This window comes from Spirosoma koreense, from assembly GCF_054777875.1.
Genome location: NZ_BAAHAC010000022.1, coordinates 2186055 through 2202390, shown reverse-complemented (window position 1 = coordinate 2202390; position 16336 = coordinate 2186055). Strand labels below are relative to the sequence as shown.

General features: G+C 48.7%; 16 protein-coding genes and 1 tRNA gene. 3 read left to right on the top strand and 14 right to left on the bottom strand.

Annotated elements, in window-relative coordinates:
- Nucleotides 1-53 precede the first annotated feature (53 nt).
- The 8 genes from ACYVC2_RS22645 to ACYVC2_RS22610 all read right to left on the bottom strand — a co-directional run bounded on the left by ACYVC2_RS22645 (nt 54) and on the right by ACYVC2_RS22610 (nt 6231).
- Complete coding sequence (locus tag ACYVC2_RS22645; protein ID WP_461106009.1) at nt 54-926, bottom strand: TraB/GumN family protein; 873 nt, start codon at nt 924-926, stop codon at nt 54-56.
- Nucleotides 927-1031: 105 nt separating this feature from the next.
- Nucleotides 1032-2324 carry an acetylxylan esterase gene (locus ACYVC2_RS22640; protein WP_461106007.1) on the bottom strand — a complete coding sequence of 431 codons (1293 nt, stop codon included), beginning with the start codon at nt 2322-2324 and terminating at the stop codon, nt 1032-1034.
- Nucleotides 2325-2415: 91 nt separating this feature from the next.
- A complete protein-coding gene (locus ACYVC2_RS22635) occupies nt 2416-3693 on the bottom strand; it encodes an Lnb N-terminal periplasmic domain-containing protein (RefSeq protein WP_461106005.1) in 1278 nt (425 codons plus the stop codon).
- Entirely contained in the window at nt 3665-4384 is a 720-nt protein-coding gene (gene rsmI / locus ACYVC2_RS22630) for a 16S rRNA (cytidine(1402)-2'-O)-methyltransferase (RefSeq protein ID WP_461106003.1), read from the bottom strand. The genes ACYVC2_RS22635 and rsmI overlap by 29 nt, the downstream gene beginning before the upstream one ends.
- 65 nt (nt 4385-4449) lie before the next feature.
- Nucleotides 4450-4683: a 4a-hydroxytetrahydrobiopterin dehydratase gene (locus tag ACYVC2_RS22625; protein ID WP_461106001.1), complete on the bottom strand. Its 234-nt coding sequence runs from the start codon at nt 4681-4683 to the stop codon at nt 4450-4452.
- Between the two features lie 31 nt (nt 4684-4714).
- Nucleotides 4715-5413 carry an SDR family NAD(P)-dependent oxidoreductase gene (locus tag ACYVC2_RS22620; RefSeq protein WP_461105999.1) on the bottom strand — a complete coding sequence of 233 codons (699 nt, stop codon included), beginning with the start codon at nt 5411-5413 and terminating at the stop codon, nt 4715-4717.
- Nucleotides 5414-5782: 369 nt separating this feature from the next.
- Nucleotides 5783-6034, bottom strand: coding sequence for a hypothetical protein (locus tag ACYVC2_RS22615; RefSeq protein ID WP_461105997.1), 252 nt, complete (start codon nt 6032-6034; stop codon nt 5783-5785).
- The gene (locus ACYVC2_RS22610) at nt 6031-6231 is read right to left on the bottom strand and encodes a hypothetical protein (RefSeq protein WP_461105995.1); all 201 of its coding nucleotides are present in this window, start codon (nt 6229-6231) and stop codon (nt 6031-6033) included. The genes ACYVC2_RS22615 and ACYVC2_RS22610 overlap by 4 nt, the downstream gene beginning before the upstream one ends.
- A 769-nt stretch (nt 6232-7000) precedes the next feature.
- Between ACYVC2_RS22610 and ACYVC2_RS22605 the strand changes: the two genes are divergently transcribed.
- A complete protein-coding gene (locus ACYVC2_RS22605) occupies nt 7001-7933 on the top strand; it encodes a methylenetetrahydrofolate reductase (RefSeq protein WP_461105993.1) in 933 nt (310 codons plus the stop codon).
- Nucleotides 7934-9778: 1845 nt separating this feature from the next.
- On the opposite strand, the gene ACYVC2_RS22600 is transcribed toward ACYVC2_RS22605, so the two are convergent.
- On the bottom strand, nt 9779-10099 hold the full coding sequence (locus tag ACYVC2_RS22600) for a hypothetical protein (RefSeq protein WP_461105991.1): 321 nt from the start codon (nt 10097-10099) through the stop codon (nt 9779-9781).
- Between the two features lie 456 nt (nt 10100-10555).
- On the opposite strand from ACYVC2_RS22600, the gene ACYVC2_RS22595 reads away from it, so the two are divergent.
- Nucleotides 10556-10912, top strand: coding sequence for a hypothetical protein (locus ACYVC2_RS22595; RefSeq protein WP_461105989.1), 357 nt, complete (start codon nt 10556-10558; stop codon nt 10910-10912).
- A 92-nt stretch (nt 10913-11004) separates the two neighbouring features.
- Nucleotides 11005-12081, top strand: a complete 1077-nt coding sequence (locus tag ACYVC2_RS22590) for a YaaC family protein (protein WP_461105987.1) — start codon at nt 11005-11007, stop codon at nt 12079-12081.
- A gap of 267 nt (nt 12082-12348) precedes the next feature.
- Here the strand turns inward: ACYVC2_RS22590 and ACYVC2_RS22585 are convergent.
- From ACYVC2_RS22585 to ACYVC2_RS22565, 5 genes are all read right to left on the bottom strand, one after another.
- Nucleotides 12349-12438: transfer RNA gene (locus tag ACYVC2_RS22585), tRNA-Ser, on the bottom strand.
- A gap of 82 nt (nt 12439-12520) precedes the next feature.
- Nucleotides 12521-13636 carry an asparaginase gene (locus tag ACYVC2_RS22580; RefSeq protein ID WP_461105985.1) on the bottom strand — a complete coding sequence of 372 codons (1116 nt, stop codon included), beginning with the start codon at nt 13634-13636 and terminating at the stop codon, nt 12521-12523.
- Nucleotides 13637-13743: 107 nt separating this feature from the next.
- On the bottom strand, nt 13744-14559 hold the full coding sequence (locus tag ACYVC2_RS22575; protein WP_461105983.1) for a TatD family hydrolase: 816 nt from the start codon (nt 14557-14559) through the stop codon (nt 13744-13746).
- 76 nt (nt 14560-14635) lie between these two features.
- Nucleotides 14636-15637, bottom strand: coding sequence for a glycosyltransferase (locus tag ACYVC2_RS22570; RefSeq protein ID WP_461105981.1), 1002 nt, complete (start codon nt 15635-15637; stop codon nt 14636-14638).
- Nucleotides 15624-16271 (bottom strand): polysaccharide deacetylase family protein, encoded by a 648-nt coding sequence (locus ACYVC2_RS22565; protein ID WP_461105979.1) that lies wholly within the window; start codon nt 16269-16271, stop codon nt 15624-15626. The genes ACYVC2_RS22570 and ACYVC2_RS22565 overlap by 14 nt, the downstream gene beginning before the upstream one ends.
- Nucleotides 16272-16336 lie beyond the last annotated feature (65 nt).

Genomic DNA, 16336 nt, shown 5'->3' with positions numbered 1-16336 from the left:
AAAAAAGCCGAACCAGTCGGCTTTTTTGGGTTTATACCGGTTACGCATCGGCGTTATTCCACTGGCTTCACGGTATAACCTTTTTTCCGGAGCAGGTTAATAACTCCTTTTTCGTTGCCAAGGTGACCGGCGCCGAAAGCAAAAAAAGTCGGTTTTTCTTTGGCCGCCTTCTCGATGACTGGAATCCAGCTGGTGTTCCGTTCGGTCAGCAGCCCTTCTTCGTACTGCGAAAAATCGCCCCCGCTAAACTCGCTGGTTTTCATGGCATTCATGAGCTTTGCGATGTCATGGCTTTTATAAAGGGCAATGAAATCCGAAAATTCTTTTTTCGCTTCGTCGGGCTTGCGGGCCATATCGACCAGGCCTTTCAGTTGCTCCTCCAGCGGAATCTGATCGATGGCGGCCAGTTGAGCCGACAGATTTTCCAGGCCCAGAACGCTCTTTTTCTGTTCATTAGCCATCTGCGCGAACGTCAGGTCGTAAGAAGCGGGCTGACACGGCAACACCGTCATGTACATCATCGACAGCAGGGCAATGGGTTTGAGCCCCCCCATCTGCGCCAGTCCGATGTTCATTTTCTGGGTCAGGTAGTTGTCCAGCAGGGTATAATCGGCGGGACTAAGCAGACTTTTCAGGGTTTTGCCTGACGGCAACAGCATGGCTTTCTGCATGTCGCTCATCAACGTCGGATCGTCCATGTCCAGTTCTAGGTATACCTGATCGCTTTCGCTTACGGCTTTCTTCATCGCATCCGTAATCGTCAGATCGGTAGGACAAACCAAATGAAACGTACCGTAGAGATACGATGGTTTATCCAGCCCCGGCCCCGTAACTTCGTACAGCAATGCATTATCCTGAGCCTGCGTGGCCAATGTACCGAGGGCCAGCAAGCCTACCAGACCGAAGCGCGTGATCTTATTTCTCATGTGCAGCTCTTAAACTAAAATACCGATTCTTATGATCTTTACGACTTTAACGGATCAAGTCATAAAGATCATAAGAATCGGTGTTCTTTTTGGTTTCTTCTGCTGTTATTTAACTCCTTTCAGCTTTCCCAGCAGCCAGGTTGTCATTTTCTCGGTCTGCTCCGGATAGGTCCAGTGGCCCGTGTCGAGAAACTCGGTGTCCAGGGTTTTAGGGCCCGGAATTACGTTGTAGGCGGCATACATGGACGTTGGCGGGCAAACTTCATCGTTGAAGCCCCACGAATAATACCCTGGCACGTTGACCATCCGGGCAAAATTAACCACATCGTAATACCCCGTGGTTTTGATCCGATCGGGCTTATTGTTGTACGCCAGATCATTCCCCGCGAACAGATGCGGCCAGCCGCCCGCCCGCCCGTTGAGGTAGCCCGTAACGTCGCTCAGGGCCGGGTAATAGGCCCCCAGCCATTTGATGCGCGAATCGAGCCCCGCCGTCACGATCGACAGAGCGCCCCCCTGGCTCCCACCGGTCACGGCCATATTCTGCCCATCGTATTGGGGTAAGCTCGCCAGAAAATCGACCGCGCGCACGCAGCCCAGATAAACCCGTTTGTAATAATACCGGTCTCGATCGTCGAGATTAGCCATCTGATAGCCATTGAGTGGTCCACGAGCCAGGTCGACATACACACCGGGGTCCATGGTCACAGGAATGCCGTGGATACCTACTTCGAGCGTAATGAACCCTTTATCGGCTTCAGCGATCATGCCATTATAAGCCCGAACACCCGCTCCCGGAACGCGCAGAATAACCGGATACTTCCCTTCTTTTTTCGGGATACACAAAATGCCGTAGAAGCGGGAACTGTTGATATTCTGCAGACTGAGGTGATAAACGTTCGTTAGTTCAGTGCAACGCTCGGGCAATAAAGTCATGCGGGCATCGACGGGAATTTTAGCCAGATCAGCTTTGGCATTGTCCCAGAAGGCTTTAAAATCGGCCGGATTAGCAACAGTAGGCTTAATGGCCTGGGGCTCGAAACCCGCCGTGGTCAGTCCTTTGTACTCTTTACCATCCTGATCGACATAAGCGATGCAGCGCAGAAACCCCGCCGTTTTCATCGTGCCCCCGTCCAGCGCCAGGGTGCCGTCGCGCAGAGTGACGGTTTCCTTTTTGATGGGTGCCATTTTTTCCGGCCCGATCTCATAGCGAAGTTTGGCACCTTTCAGCAGGACATTATTCTTATAAACCGAGATATTGAACTTGACAGGTTCACCGATTTTATACAGCCAGTCGGCGTGGTCGGGTGTGATAACGATTTTTACAAAACGCTCGACGGGCTGAGCCGCGAGGTCGACAAAGCGAAAGAGAATAACCAGCAGAAGCAGACGTTTCATGGGTAGTGACGGAAACAGGGTTTCCGATAGAAAGTAGCGTTCTGGCCCAACCTACCCCTTTTCTACGACCGTTTTCTGTCCATTTCGTCGTTTATTCCATCAGAGCTGGCGTTCGATAGCCCTGGCGTACGGGCTGCATGTTCACGATACAACGGATCAACAACGTCAACGGAAACACGACATCGAAACCACCGGGGATGTGCGAGAGCAGCATCCCGGCTACCAACAGGACTGCCGTAATCCCGAAATACGTGGTACGTCGCCGGGCCGTCGCCTGCCCCCCCGTTGCCCAGTAGATCAGCGGGAGATGCAGGGGCATGAAGTAGAGCAAGGTAGGATTCCAGCCCGTTACGCCATCGTCCCGAATGATCCAGAGAATCAGCAGAAACCACCCCAGGAAGCCCGAAACCCCAAATAGAAACCGGTCGAGCCAGCGGTCTACTTTGCCCGACACCAGATACCGACGGATGGTGAACAGCGCTACCACGACACCCAAAATCCCGAATACTACGTCTGGATCGAGAAAAAGCGGCACCTGCTGGCGGAAAAGCTTCTGGGCCGCAAACAGGGTCTGATCATCCCGCACCAGCGGAATCGACTGGCCGTTGGGCTGCTGCAGGGTTGCGCGGGCCAGTTGGTCGTGCACCTGGTCGGGCAGGTACATGGCGCGCCAGCCGTCCGTCTGTTCATCGGCCGGATGACCAATGGCCAGGTTCATTCCCAGCTGATACCAGGGCTGCTCATTGAGGTAGTCGTTCATCCAGTCGCGGTACGATTTTCCCGTCGGGCGCAAGCGGGACGGGATCGTCAGGCTGTCGCCACAGGCACTCACGATCATATCGCGGGGGCGGGTGGCGCAGTTGTCGTAATAAAATTTATACCGGTAGGTCCGGTTCTGGGGCAGGTAGTTTTCTTCCAGGGCCGCAAACAACCGTTGCCGCTGGCTGAGCGAGAGGTTCAGCGGTTGTTCGCGGATGCTGCGGTTGTTCTGCTGGTAATAGTACATGACCTGATACAGATTATGCACCGACACGAAGTACGGCAGGGTACCCCGCAGAAACTTAAGGATAAACCCGTCGGCATTGTAGTCGAAACCGCCGTAGCTGTAATCGCGATCCATGCCCAGTACCGGGTCGACGATCCGAATTTCGGTATGCCCAAACGCCGACGAAATATCATCGTCGCCCGGCCCGTAGGTAATCAGGCTGACCTGCGATGAAGGCGAAAGCGTCTGACCAACTAATGGATAATGAATAATGAATAATGGAGCGAGAATAAAGAACAGCGCACCCAATCGCCCTTTATACCCGCGCCCCGAGCCCATTGCTCCAAGCCAATAACTACTCATCTTCATCAGCCTCTTCTTCATACACCCGTTTGGTCTTCCGACTCGGTTCTTTTCCCTGAACGCAAATGACAAGCTCACCTTTTATTGTTTTTTGGGCAAAATACGCAATAAGTTCAGACAACGGACCGCGCTGGTTTTCTTCGAATAGCTTGGTCAGTTCGCGCGAGACGCTGGCCGGACGGTCGGGGCCGAAACTGTCGGCAAATTGTTGCAGGGTTTTGAGCAACCGGTGGGGCGATTCGTAAAACACCATCGTTCGCTCTTCCTCGGCCAGTTCGGTGAGCCGGGTCTGGCGGCCTTTTTTATGCGGCAAAAATCCCTCGAACGTAAATCGGTCGTTCGGCAAGCCTGAGTTCACCAGCGCCGGCACAAACGCCGTCGGCCCCGGCAGGCACTCCACAGGGATATCGTTTTTGATGCACTCCCGCACCAGCAGAAAACCCGGATCGGAAATACCCGGCGTACCAGCGTCGGACACCAGGGCCAGGGTTTTACCCTCTTTCAGCTGACTCACCAGCCGCTGCACGGTCTGGTGCTCGTTGAAAATATGGTAACTATGAAGCGGTTTGCTGATGTTGAGATGGCGTAGTAAAACACCCGACGTGCGCGTATCTTCCGCCAGAATCGCGTCGACCTGCTGCAGGGTTTTAATGGCCCGCAGGGTAATATCGTCCAGGTTACCGATGGGCGTCGGCACAAGAAATAATTTCATGGAGTAAAAATAGTCGATCGTGGCCAGTCCAGAGTCATTCGTAGTAGCCGACTAACGAAGATCCGCTAGCTGATCAGTTCATCGATCGCAGCGGCCAGTTTTCGGTCTTTGTCGGTAACAGTATTGCCCGCATCGTGCGTACTTAGTTTGATCGTCACCTTGTTGTATACGTTGGACCACCACGGATGGTGATCCATTTTTTCGGCGATAAGCGCTACGCGCGTCATAAACGCAAAGGCTTCACTGAAATCGGCGAACTGAAAGTCGCGCGTCAGTTGGTTATCCTGTTCCTGCCACATAAGAAATGAGTTAGGGATAGTCGAGTAGGTATCAAGCCTGATTGTAAATTTTCAGCACCGATTCGCGCAGCGCCTGCCCTTCCCCAAACAGCACGAAAGCAATAGTATCGGCAATGGTCTGGGGCTTCACCCAGGCGTCAAAATCAGCGTCGGGCATGTATGTCCGGTTCAGGGGCGTGTCGATAATACTCGGCGCAATAACCGTCGAAACAATGCGATGTGCCTTTCCGGAAACATTGATGATCTCCGACAACTGAACCAGCAGCGATTTCGACAAGGCGTACGCTACGGCCTCTTTCCCAGCCGTGGCATCCAGCGCCGGACGCGCCCCGACCAGGATAAACTTCCCGCCGGTGGCCTGCTGGCTCATGTGCGCAAACAGGGGCTGAACCACGTGGTAGGCCGTCTTAAAATTGATGGTCATCATCTGATCGATCAGCGCGCCGGTCGTTTCCAGCAGCGAGCCACCGGCATAACCGCCCGCCAGCAAAACGGCCGCATCGATAGGCCCCTGTTCGGCAACGGCCCGCTCGATAACGGCGGCTACCTGTGCTTCATCGGCCAGATCGACTTCGTACGTAACCAGCAGACCCGAAGTTTCTGAAGGTAATTTTTGCGGATCTTCGTCCCGATGCCGCGTGGTGATGATGCGATGTCCCTGGGTCAATAATGTCCGGGTGACGGTGTGGCCAAGTCCACCAGCCGCCCCCGTGATGAATACGGTTGCCATGTAAAAGTTACGTTGTTCCTGAACTGTGGGCGAAGGCTCGCCGTGTGCGTCAAAGGTATGGGTTCTTGAAAAGCCGGCCAAGGAAGCGTCTGAATTTGGCAACCGGTTGCGCGGAGTATGGTCCGGTAGCGTGAATGCAGCCGCTGGTGTCTAGACGAGTGCCTTCCAGAGCCAGCTCAGAATAAACAGCATTAGTAAGCCAGCGATAAAAAAAATCAAGGTCCATGGACCCGGCACCAGCGATTTCTTTCCCATAACCAAAAAGCCGCAACGGTATACTTAGCCTCAAAGGTAAGCTAAACGTATGAAGAAAGAATGAACGGGTTAGTTAGCGGCCAAAATCGATGCCCAATCTTTTGCACCGGAAAACTAGCTGATGAGTAGCGAGTCTATTTTGTTCGTATCCCATACACGCTCCAGTTGCCCGAACGCATCTTTTCGCCCCTGTACATCGCTGGTATCGAAGCGCTGGTATGTGCGCCAGTCTACGTAGGCTGTATTCCGGGGAACAATCAGAAAGCCTCCCGAGGCCCTGTTCTGCTGGTCGAGTGCCGGTAAGTAAACGACGGTCAGTGTAACAGCCGGTTGCCCTTTCGGATAAAATGTCCAGGTTAATGTCATGGTCTCCAGCCCCTGAACAGCTCATTTTCGATGCTGACCAACTCAGCAATTTCTTCGGGCGTAAATTTAGGTACAGCGGGATACTGTTGTCCGGTGCTGCAATGATCGATAAACGAAAGACCCTGAACCTCACACACCTGCCACATGTAGCGTTTGAGCAGATCGCGGTAATCGATGGGTTGTTTAGTCATTTTCATCAGCTTGAGTTGGTTATAAAGCGTATAAGGTTACCGAGTCTTTAGCAGAGTATATAAGCCAGAAAGACCGGGCAAACTATCAGTGAATATACACATAGCCGGTGACTTTAAGCTAAAGAAAGTTCGGTAAATATATTTACTTTATCCGTTATTGTCTTCACTAGCAAATTAACTTAATCTCTACAGAATCAACTTATTAACTATTTTATTATCCTATAAATATTAACGATATATTTATCCAAAAACACATAATTCATTGAGAAACGAAGCGACCGAACTTTTTTTGGCCAGTAGCTAGTGACTACCGAAAGCCTGGTTCGTCTAACCGATTGTATCCACCGATTTTTTGCCTGAACCGGCCCGTCTGCTCAGCAGACGGGCTTTTTTATGACCAGCGGTATACCACGACTTTTTGGTCACACCTGCCCGCTACGCCAATCCTGCACGATGCCTGCGCGCCCGTCTGCCTGACAACCGCAAAAATCGCTAAGCAAACGGAAAAAGCCCCAGGAGATCGGCGGTTGACCTCGTTTACTGGCAAGGACGAGTTTTATATACGGCTAATCTTTATATACTTTGCTTTGTAAACTCAATTTTAGCCGTTGAGACATCGATAAGTGAGATGACAGGGCCATTGCTTGACTCAAGTACAAGCGACAACAGCGAACTATTCATTACATAGTACCTAAAACCGGATGAGGGAACTTGAGCCCCTTGTTCCAGCAAGAAAATGTTTCTAAAGAAAATTAAATCCGCAGAATCAGGCGTGATGCTTTACGGCATTACACCACCCAAAGCCGGTACTCAACCTGAACGAGTTGCCGAGATCGCCCAAAAAACGATTGAACGACTCGCTGGCCTGGATATCGATGCGCTCGTCGTGTATGACGTACAGGATGAGTCGGCCCGGACCACAGAAGAAAGACCCTTTCCGTTTATAACTGCGCTCGATCCGTTTGTATTTGCCTCCGGCTACCTGAGTGGGTTGACGATCCCCAAGATAATCTACCGCCCTGCCGGTAAGTTCTCCGGCGACGAGCTGGCCGATTGGCTGGAAGGACTGCATGAGCACCACTTCTATCCTGTATTTGTCGGCGTACCGGCCCCTGATTTCCCCGTAAAAACCAATCTTTCAGACGCTTATAAAATATGGAGCAGGCACCAGGACACTTCAGTTATCGGGGCAGTAACGATCCCCGAGAGGCATAACCTGCTGAATGATGAGGATGTCAGGATACTGGACAAGATGAACTGCGGGGTATCTTACTTCATTTCACAGTGTGTGTTTAACCTCGACTACGCCAAACAGGTGATCGAAGACCTGACCCACCGCTGTAACCAGCAGCAGATTCAGCCCCCGACGGTCATTTTCACCCTTACTGCCTGCGGATCGGTTAAAACGCTGCATTTTATGGAATGGCTGGGTATTCATGTACCGGATGCACTGAAAGAAGAGCTGAAGTCATCGGAAGATATGCTTGAAAAATCGGTCACGCTCTGCCTCGACATTGCCTCAGCGCTGACCACGTTCTGTTTGGAACGGTCCATTCCTTTCGGCTTCAATATTGAAAGCGTCGCCATTCGTAAAGCGGAGATTGAAGCGTCCATCGATCTGGTCAACGGAATAGGCCAGATGCTGAAGGACAAAGGCATCAGGAAAACGTCAAAAGAATATGAAGTAACGAATGTCAACGAATCGTAATAGCCGTCACAGGGCAATGAGAAGTGTGCACGTATCGGAGAATTGAGACAGATGGCGCCTTGTATCAACTATGTGGTCGCCAAACGAATAATCAAGTCGCAATCTGAAAATTGTTTTCTACTATTGAGGCATAGCTTGGTCATCGACCAGTTAAGTCCGGAATTGGCCGACAAGGATAATAATCCCGGTTTAGCGCCTGGCAATAAGCAACCAATGGACATAAATCGGTATGAGCTTACCCATATGGATGAAGGGCATCCGAGTCTATGGTTACACAATTTTTAGTGAGAGCAAGCCAAGCATATTGAGTCCTGGGCTTTCATTTACCAGATCACCTGACCGCGTTCAGCGGCAATAGTCATTACTGTGACAAAGAATGCAACTATGGCTATTGCCCACAAACACCACAATACAGGAGGATACCCCCAAAAACCCTTTTGTCGAAATAAGCCTAACAAACGGTTGATCAGCACTTTCATTGTTTTGAAATTTTGTACGCGTTGACTAGTCGATTCCGAGGTTGTTTGACCGCCGGTGCTTCTAACTAAACTGCCGTTCATCTACTATTAGAACGGGGGTGATATTACACTGGTACGGCAACCCATTGGTCAATATCGCCGAATTTTCCTTTTAAACCAACAACAAAGTCTCCTTATTATCAGGAGACTTTGTTTTACTGATGTTTTGGCAGAGAATGAGCAACTATACTATAAATAAAAAATAATCTTCCTCATTTTTAGCCGGCACTATACAGCTACTTAAGTTTTGGCGTTTGTTCAGGAATGAACGGGAGTGATTTAAGTAGATTATGTTCCTGTTAACTATTGGACGACCGGTTGGCACTATGCCGGCAACCGTGAAGATTATTCTGCGTACCAAAAGTCTAATGACGACACGCAGGCAGTCATGCTGCAATGCGTAGTGAACTCACTTTCCGGTATTGTTGAGAAACGTCGGGCCATCTATAAGATCAAAGCCAATCAGTTCGTTAAAAAGTCCTGCTGGATTGTAAAGCCTCCAACCACTTTGTTCTAAACGCCCGGATCGTCGATGTCTTTAACAGCGCTGAACTGAAGTTGAATCAGGCGTTGCAGCATAACTGCAAGATCGATCCCGATGTGATCATATCCCCCTCAGCCTCGGTAATCAACAAAACGGCGTTCTTGCTTTCTCATGCCTAAACGTATATCGATCAAAGGTTACCAACCGGCACCAGACACTTCGAATAATCTGGCAGGGTGGTAAACAGGTGTATACAATTATGTAATCTTTTGTAAGATAATAGGTTAGGTCAAAAAAAAACGCCCAAATCAGTTGAATTGGGCACTTTATTGCCATTAGATAAAAGCAATAATATATATTAATATAACTCATAATTTTACAATTAATTATTGTAATTATTAAACAATCCTTATTATGAAACAAGTATATGTGAAGACACTATTAAACCTAGTGTGGTTTATAGTCTTAGCCTTTTTCCCGTGGTCCTGCCAAATGCTTGCAGTAGATCACCCTTGCCCAGACGCTAGTGGTATTGTAGGAAACTGTGCCGGAGGATTTAGAGTATCAGGGATACAAACTGCCAGTGGAGAATTTTTTCCAATAACTCCTAGTGGACCTAGGTTTCCTCTTACAATAGTACCAGGTCCAAATGGTACTTGTACAATCAGCATTAATGGTGCTCCACAAGGGAGAATAACGGGTTACGGGACTGGCCCTGGTAGTAGCTTTATCGAAGTAACATCCCCTGATGGGAGTAGAACTATATTTTCTTGTCAGTAATTACGGACTCTGTAGTTTACTCTAGCAAAAACGCCCGGTCAGATTGAACCGGGCGTTTTGTATTCACTTCTCTGTTTTTTCCCAAAGATTTCTATAAAAGGCAAAATGTATCAGGGCATTTTCAACAGTCTTAAAAAACTGATTATAAGGCCTGACCTCACAATACCAATCAAAAAAGCCGTCATCCTCTACATCAGGCGTAATTTGGTAAAAGTTACCTTCGTCGATTTTACTATTGGCGTCTCCCCACTTTCGTTGAGACGACTGAGCGATTGTGTAAGAATACCCGGTCAGACCAGCTAGATAAATCTCTACCTGTCTATCTGTCAATTCTTCGGTTGACAGCATTTTATTGATTTGCCCAAGAATGAATTCAGGATTCATAAAAAATAGATTTTAGGCAAGTTTAAGAAAATTAGTTTACTGTTCCATCGAGTCAAACGAGGACTTACAGCAACTTACGACCGTGCAATGATTCGCGTTCGAGCCCACCGATTCAACTCTTTATAAATCACGCTTACAGCTGCTACTTAGAATATTCCTTTTGGGGACCGTTTGGCGCTTAGCCGCTGCGTTCGTCTTTCTCTATTATGTCATACGGAATCACAGCCTTACAGTGTCTTACCAACTAACCGGCTTAGTCCGGCTGTCAGTTTGGCAAAAGCTCGTTACTAGTAAACAAGCCTTAGGCGACAAACTCCTAGCAGAGAAATGGCTCCAAAACTTTATGAGACTTAATCCATATACGACGCGAAAAAGATAATTTTATATTTTGTTAAATTTTTTTGCGCAACATTTTGTTAGGCGATAACTTGAGCTTACACACCAATAATTATAACTATGCGTAAAATGATCGCAAAAACATCGTTTAATGATTTTGTCGGAACATCAGCAGCCGACTTTGAGGATCAGGAAAAAACAATAGAGGCATTTTTCCGAGAACAAGGAGGAGATGTAACTCGTTTTGAACCAATTGGTACAAGTTTTTATTTAGCGTCAAATAACTCTGTTGGAATAAAATTTTTTTGTATCGATAAGTGGGAATCCCATACCGACGAATCTAATGTCCTCCTGATTGACGGAGCACATACAATACCTTTTAACGAATACTTTCGTATGTTTAAAAGCTTAAGTGTTGTGCTTTTGAGAGAACATTATAAAGATTACGAAGTAACTGGTTCAATTGACTTAGGATAACTTATAACAGACAAGAAAGTCCAAAATTTAAATTTTGGACTTTCTTGTCTGTTATAAGTTATATACTAAATAGATATAATCTATAAATTATAATGATAAATACTATTTGGTCTGAGCTCGTCTCCTATGAAAGTGTTGATTTCCTCAAAAGAGAATTTCAAAATTTACACAAAAAATCTTTAAAAACACAAAAAGCACAAGAGATATCAGCTCATTTTGTTCAAGGTAGGAATTATTATGAAAGTGCTAGCAAATCTGATTTCTTAATAAAACCTTTATTACTATACTACGGAGTATTAGCATTAACGAGAGGGTTAATATTATTTTTACATCCCATTAAACAAGAAAGCTCACTTGCAAAGTCGCATGGTCTTTCTGCAAAAAACTGGGCAGAAGATTTTTCTAAAAATGATTGGGGTTCTTTAAAGGTCGATTTAGTAAACGGTACATTTAAAGAGTTAATATCAGTGACAGCAAATTTAGAACCTGTAAGGATTGCTCTTTATAGCAGAAGCCGATACGTAGTTGGTTGGTATTCAAACGAGTTTGACATTGATAAACCTTTTACGTTTTCCTTTGAAGATATACTAAGTCGAATTCCGGAGTTAAAGTATACTTTCGAGTCTGTTACTGGTAGGAAAGCTAGTGTCTTTCAGGGGAAAGTTTTTATAGAACAGGATTACGGTTCTCCCATAAAAAATGCTTACGCTTCATTTTATATAAAAAACAATACTTTTGCTGATTCAGATTCAGAGCTTCTTACTGACCAGTTCATAAGAGAACAGCTAGCAATTGATGAAAATATTGCTAGTTCTTTGACTAATGATTCTTCTCTACCCTATTTAAGTTGGACGTTTGTTTATCCAGACATTAAAGGTTTTGAATACAAATATAAAATTCCAAGTATGGCCCACAGCAAAAAAGGTGACCTATATTTTATTAAACCCCTGAATAACAAGTCATTAAACTCGATTTCTCTATTATTTTTATCATCCTATTATTGCGGTATGCTTGTTCGGTATTGGCCTACAATATGGCGCACAATAACCACTGGCAACATCAATGATATATACCTCCCTTTAATAAAAAATTCAGTTCAATTAATTGAAGAAGTCTATCCCGATGCTATTTTCAAATATTTAGATTATAAACATTATAGACGAATTTAATAAACTATTTAAGGTCCTTTTAGAGAGCGAATTTGAGCACAATCTTTCGGAAAAAACCGAACGTTTATGCTCCTCTCGACTCCGATTAAACCGATTGACTACAGCCAACATAAAAGAGACTTTTTCGAGCTTACAGACCAGGTAATTAAGCGAATCGAGACGGGCTCCCGATTGATTACGTTTGTAGGTACTTGAGGAGGAAATTACGCTCTAATTCAACAAAAAAGCCTCCTTTTGGGAAGGAGGCTCGGGCCTTGTTAAGGACTTTGGCAGAGAGCGAGGGATTCGAACCCCCGGTACCCTTGCGAGTACTTCTGATTTCGAATCAGACCCGTTCGACCACTCCGGCAGCTCTCTGTGTCATTTGGGACTGCAAAGATGCACGTTTGTTTGTAAAAACGCAATCGCCTACCGGCAAAAAAACATTATTTCTACCCAATCAGGCGCTCATTTCACCACTGATGGGCTCCTCCAGCAGCGTCCGCAGGCGATTGGTAGCTACTCGTCCGCGGTCATGTTCACGGCCGAGCAATACCATGAGTTTTGTAATGGCCGCTTCGGTGGTGATGTCAGCTCCGCTCACTACACCAATCTGCAGCAGTTGCTTGCTGGTCTGGTACTGGCCCTGCGTCACGCGGCCACCTTCGCACTGCGACACGTTGAATACCAGCACACCCCGCTCGATGGCTCCTTTGAGCGTATCCAGAAACCAGTCATCGGTAGGCGCATTCCCGGCCCCGAAGGTTTCGAGCACAATACCACGCAGATCCGGTATGTTGACGATGGATTCGACGACGGCCTGGGTGATGCCTGGAAATAGTTTCAGGATGGTTACGTGCGGGTCCAGTACGGTGCGAATCTGCAGCACCTGATCGGGTTGGTAGGGCCGGATAAACGGACGATTGTAATCGATACTGACACCCGCCGTGGCCAGAATCGGGTAATTTTCAGACGCAAACGCATTGAATTGAACACTCTCGCGCTTGGTCGATCGGTTACCGCGCAACAACAGCGAATTGAAATAGACACACACTTCCGGCACGATCGGCTGACCTTCCTGCTGTGGAGTCGTATCGACGGCGGCCGCGATTTCGAGGGCGGTGATAAAATTTTCGCGGGCATCGCTGCGGGCTACGCCAATCGGCAGTTGGGCACCCGTCAGAATAACGGGTTTGCTCAGCCCCACAAGCATGAAACTCAATGCCGAAGCAGTATACGCCATCGTATCGGTGCCGTGCAGGATTACGAAACTGTCGTAGTGGTCGTATTGCTGCTGGATGATTTGCGTCAGCTCGACCCACACGGCAGGCTTCATGTTCGAGGAATCGATGATTTCGTTCAGGGTCAGCAGGGTGATTTTAAAATCGAGCCGGTTCAATTCGGGTAATCGATCCAGCACGCGCTCAAAATCGAAGGGAACCAGCTGACCTGTTTTCTGGGGCCCGGCGGTGCGGTCGTATACCATTCCAAAGGTGCCGCCCGTATAAATGACTAACACCGATGCCCGCGACTGAGACAGCGAACCCGGATTGATGTGGACTGTTTTATAAGACATTAGTTAATGGATAATGAATAATGTAGAATGGATAACGCACAGTGAACAATGGTAATAGATATCGAAGACTGCATCCGGGCTCCGCATTATCCATTGTTCATTGTCCATTATTCATTACTATTCGGTAACAGGTTGGCATAAAGCGTGGGTAATAAGGACAGGGCATTGGCGGTCGTGTGGCGGGCGACATCGTCGATGCTGACCTGCTTCAGATCGGCCAGGCGCTGGGCAATGAGCCGCAGGTAAGCCGGTTCGTTCCGCTTGCCTCGATACGGGACGGGTGCCAGATAGGGCGCATCGGTTTCCAGTACGAGGTGGTCCAGACTAACGTGCGGCAATACTTTATCCAGCCCACCATTCTTGAACGTACTTACCCCACCAATTCCGAGTTTAAACCCTAGCTCTATGGCTCGGTTAGCTTCGTCGAGGGTTCCAACAAAGCAGTGAAAAATACCCGTCAGACCCGGCAAAGCTAGTTTCTCGATCAGGTCGGTCGCTTCGGCGAAGGCATTGCGGTCGTGCCCCGAGCGCGTGTGCATCGACACGGGCAGCTTCTGCTCGGCAGCCCAGCGAAGCTGGGTTTCAAATGCCATAAACTGTTGTTCGACGTAGGTCATGTCCCAGTAAAAATCCAGGCCGATCTCGCCAACGGCCATAAAAGCCGTCCGATTCAGGGCGTTTTCTACAGCCGCCAACTCTACCTCGACCGTAGCGGTCACGTAAGCCGGGTGCAGGCCCATCATAGGCAGGCAACGATCCGGATACTGATCGGCTAGGGCCATCAGCCCATCCACCGTTTCCTGGGCGCAGTTGGGCATCCAGATCTGGCTGATCTGCTGTTTCTCAGCCTGTTGTAACATCACGTCTCGATCCTCGTCAAACTGCGGGTCGTAAATATGCGCGTGGGTATCGATCAGAATCATCAGTTTTTAGCTAATAGTCGATAGTAAGTAGCCGGTAGCCGCTGTTTGCCAGCCACTGACGACCATCGATTAATTACTACTCGTATTTCCTTCCTTTCCACTCAATGGGTGCTGGCAAGAGATAAAAAAGCACCGACAGCGGCCCCATAACGAGTTGATAGATTTCAAAAAGCAACGCGTATGCCCATAAGCTGGTTCGGCGCAGGCGGCTTATTCCGAAGGAAAGAACCATGGTTTGCCCGAACAGGCGGGTCAAATATAATCCCAGGGCGGCTATTGGACTCACCCAGGCGATCAGCAAAAGAATGGGCCCGGCCAGGTATTGTGCGTATAAGGCTGCGACCATCCAGGCGGGCAGATCGGAGGCACCCCGCATCCAGCGTTTGCGCTGCTGAAAAAACGGTCGGAACGTATCGACCGGCTGGGTTCGGGCCAGCACGGTTTCGTCCAGCAAATTGCGGAAATCAAAGCCACAGCCGACGATTGCCCGAAACAGCGTGTAATCTTCGACGATCGAAAAAGGCAATGCTTCATAGCCACCCACAGCCTCGTAAGCCACCCGACTGACGGCCATGTTATTCCCCATCGCGGTAACGGGTATTCCCAGGCTGCTGAGCAGATGCGTCAGGGTCAGGTTGTACAGCCAGTCGACGGTCTGCAGCTTATGGAATAGTTTTGGGCCTTCAGGTAAGGTTACCCCGGTGCAAATACCAATCTTTCCGGTGAAGGGCTGGCTCAGGTGACTGATCCAGTCGACAGGCACCTGCGTATCGGCATCGGTAAAGAAAAACAGTTCGCCCTGGGCCCGCTGGGCCAGTTGTGCCAGCACGTTCGCCTTACCGGCCAAACCAGACTTGTTTTCGGAAATACGGATAAGTTGAAAGCCGGGTTTGTCGGCAATGAATTCAGCGACGAGCGCATCGGTTCGGTCGGTCGACTGGTCGCTGCCGATGAGGACTTCGAGCAGTTGGGGTGGATACGAAAGTTGGGTAATGGTCCGCAGGCAAGCTAGAATCGAGGCTTCTTCGTTGCGGGCGGCAATGAGAATACTAACCCGTGGGTGCTCAGTAACCGGCATATACTGGTTGCGGCACCGCGCGGAAGGAGTAGCCCCGCTGCGCAAAATAGGCCAGCATGCGGGGTAGCACGTAACGCATAGTTGGCCAGGCTTTCAGGCTGTCGTGAAACACCACGATCGAACCCGGCTCGGTGTACTGAATCGTTTTCCGCAGGCACACATCCGCCGACAGCCGTCGATCGAAATCACCGGTCAGGACATCCCACATCACGATCGAATAATTTTCGATCACCTGAGCCACCTGGCTCTTCTTGATTCGGCCGTAAGGCGGTCTGAACAGGGCAGTATCGACTCCTAACTGCGCCTGGCATTTTTGGATATTTTCCAGATAAGCCGCATCGTCGGTTTTCCAGCCGTTGAGGTGATTATAGGTATGATTGCCCACCATATGCCCTGCCTCAAGCACCTGGTAAAGCACGTCCCGATGCTTCCGAACGTTGTCGCCGATGCAGAAGAAAGTGGCCTGCGCTTCGAATTTGTCTAGTTGCTCCAGCACAAATTCGGTCACGTCCGGAATCGGGCCGTCGTCGAACGTCAGGTAAATCGTGGGTTCAGCCTCGTCGTCGATCTTCCACCAGAACTCAGGATAAACCGTTCGGAGCAAAAAGTTCGATTTATGCAGGAAAAATGACACAGAAGTCAGTGGTTTGTAGTTTGTTGCCGACAAGTTTACAGGATCGAAAACCGATAAGCTGCCAA

What these genes read in the sequence shown, in the direction of transcription:
- ACYVC2_RS22645 (WP_461106009.1), bottom strand. Translation starts at nt 926, where the DNA reads ATGAGAAATAAGATCACGCGCTTCGGTCTGGTAGGCTTGCTGGCCCTC.
- ACYVC2_RS22640 (WP_461106007.1), bottom strand. Translation starts at nt 2,324, where the DNA reads ATGAAACGTCTGCTTCTGCTGGTTATTCTCTTTCGCTTTGTCGACCTC.
- ACYVC2_RS22635 (WP_461106005.1), bottom strand. Translation starts at nt 3,693, where the DNA reads ATGAAGAAGAGGCTGATGAAGATGAGTAGTTATTGGCTTGGAGCAATG.
- rsmI (WP_461106003.1), bottom strand. Translation starts at nt 4,384, where the DNA reads ATGAAATTATTTCTTGTGCCGACGCCCATCGGTAACCTGGACGATATT.
- ACYVC2_RS22625 (WP_461106001.1), bottom strand. Translation starts at nt 4,683, where the DNA reads ATGTGGCAGGAACAGGATAACCAACTGACGCGCGACTTTCAGTTCGCC.
- ACYVC2_RS22620 (WP_461105999.1), bottom strand. Translation starts at nt 5,413, where the DNA reads ATGGCAACCGTATTCATCACGGGGGCGGCTGGTGGACTTGGCCACACC.
- ACYVC2_RS22615 (WP_461105997.1), bottom strand. Translation starts at nt 6,034, where the DNA reads ATGACATTAACCTGGACATTTTATCCGAAAGGGCAACCGGCTGTTACA.
- ACYVC2_RS22610 (WP_461105995.1), bottom strand. Translation starts at nt 6,231, where the DNA reads ATGAAAATGACTAAACAACCCATCGATTACCGCGATCTGCTCAAACGC.
- ACYVC2_RS22605 (WP_461105993.1), top strand. Translation starts at nt 7,001, where the DNA reads ATGCTTTACGGCATTACACCACCCAAAGCCGGTACTCAACCTGAACGA.
- ACYVC2_RS22600 (WP_461105991.1), bottom strand. Translation starts at nt 10,099, where the DNA reads ATGAATCCTGAATTCATTCTTGGGCAAATCAATAAAATGCTGTCAACC.
- ACYVC2_RS22595 (WP_461105989.1), top strand. Translation starts at nt 10,556, where the DNA reads ATGCGTAAAATGATCGCAAAAACATCGTTTAATGATTTTGTCGGAACA.
- ACYVC2_RS22590 (WP_461105987.1), top strand. Translation starts at nt 11,005, where the DNA reads ATGATAAATACTATTTGGTCTGAGCTCGTCTCCTATGAAAGTGTTGAT.
- ACYVC2_RS22580 (WP_461105985.1), bottom strand. Translation starts at nt 13,636, where the DNA reads ATGTCTTATAAAACAGTCCACATCAATCCGGGTTCGCTGTCTCAGTCG.
- ACYVC2_RS22575 (WP_461105983.1), bottom strand. Translation starts at nt 14,559, where the DNA reads ATGATTCTGATCGATACCCACGCGCATATTTACGACCCGCAGTTTGAC.
- ACYVC2_RS22570 (WP_461105981.1), bottom strand. Translation starts at nt 15,637, where the DNA reads ATGCCGGTTACTGAGCACCCACGGGTTAGTATTCTCATTGCCGCCCGC.